Annotated in this window: 1 protein-coding gene; it reads right to left on the bottom strand. The window is 73.8% G+C overall.

Annotation, left to right across the window (positions count from 1 at the left end; genetic code table 11):
* Positions 1 to 18 precede the first annotated feature (18 nt).
* Complete coding sequence (locus tag WDZ17_RS17315; RefSeq protein WP_339576423.1) at positions 19 to 1,092, bottom strand: IS110 family RNA-guided transposase; 1,074 nt, start codon at positions 1,090 to 1,092, stop codon at positions 19 to 21.
* Positions 1,093 to 1,356: the final 264 nt, after the last annotated feature.

The raw sequence follows: 1,356 nt of genomic DNA on the forward strand, positions 1-1,356 counted from the left end.
CGACGCTCCTATGGTCCGTCAAGCCGCCTTGAGTGCGGTCGACGGTGCGGAGGGTGGTGACTCGAGGAGCCGGTAGAGCTCACGGGCGATGTAGCGCTTGAGGCATCGCTTGATCTCGCGGTCGGTCTTGCCCTCGGCGCGTCGGCGGGCGGCGTAGGCGCGGGTGCGCTCGTCGCGTTGCAGCCGGGTCAGGACGATGGTGTGCAGGGCCCGGTTGAGCTGGCGGTCGCCGGAGCGGTTGAGCCGGTACCGGACGGTCTTGCCCGAGGACGCCGGGATCGGCGCGGCGCCGGCGAGCATCGCCAACGCCGCCTCGGAGTGGACGCGGCCGGGGTGGGACCAGGTGGTCAGCACGGCCGCGGCCACGATCGGGCCGACACCGGCGAGCTGGAGCAGGTCCGGGCGCCATGAGGAGACCAGGGCCTTGATGGCCTTCTCGTGGTCGTCGGCCTGCTCGCGCAGGAAGACCACCCGGCGGGCCATGTCGCGCAGCACGTCCAGGACGGCGTGGGCCTCGACGTCGCCGGCTGCGGTGTGCGGGCGCAGCCGGGTCGCGGTCGTGACCATGGCCCGGGTGCTCTGGCCGCGGAAGCGGGCCCGGACCGCCTCGGGGGCGGTGATGACCAGGGCGTGCAGCTGCCGCTCGGTGGTCGTGGCGGCTTCGACCGCGCCGCGGCGGGCGGTCATGTACGCCGCCAGCGCGGCCCGGGTCGGCCCGGACTTCGGGACGGCCAGGCGGGTGCGGGCCAGGGCGTCGCGGGCGGCACGGACGGCGTCGATCGGGTCGGACTTGGCCCCGGCCCAGCGGGCGGGTCGGGCGGGGCGGTCGAGCTCGACGACGACCTCACCGGCGGCGGCCAGGTGGCGGGCCAGCCCGGCGCCGTAGCCGCCGGAGCCCTCGAGGGCGAAGGCCCGCAGGCCGGGGTGGGCGGCGGCGAGGTCGAGCAGGGCCTGGTAGCCGTCGGGGTCGGCGGGCACGGTGGCCTGCTCGAGGACCGCGCCGGTCGCGGCGGTCACGACGGCGGCGGTGTGGGTGTCTTTGTGGGTGTCGACGCCGATGACGACCTCGACCAGCTCTGCGAGCATGGGCATGCGTTCATCTCCTGATCCGTGACTGGACGCGAACGGTCCGGCCCGGCCCAGGGATCGGCAGGACTGTGATGAGACACACCAGCGGTGAACTGGTGGTCAAGCTCCTGATCAGGCCAGCACCCCGGGGTCGGGCCGGTGCCGGCAGCAGCGCCCGGACAAGTCGGCTCGAAGGCACGAAGCCAGTCAGACCAAGGGTCACGAGCGCTGCTGCCAGCTACCAGCCCATCAGTGCTGGACCGGCTTGACCACCCTCACAGTCAGACC

The organism is Pseudokineococcus basanitobsidens, assembly GCF_037482545.1.
GTDB lineage: Bacteria > Actinomycetota > Actinomycetes > Actinomycetales > Quadrisphaeraceae > Pseudokineococcus > Pseudokineococcus basanitobsidens.

Bases quoted from the DNA above. Each gene is read 5' to 3' on its own strand.
- WDZ17_RS17315 (WP_339576423.1), bottom strand. From the start codon at position 1,092: ATGCCCATGCTCGCAGAGCTGGTCGAGGTCGTCATCGGCGTCGACACC.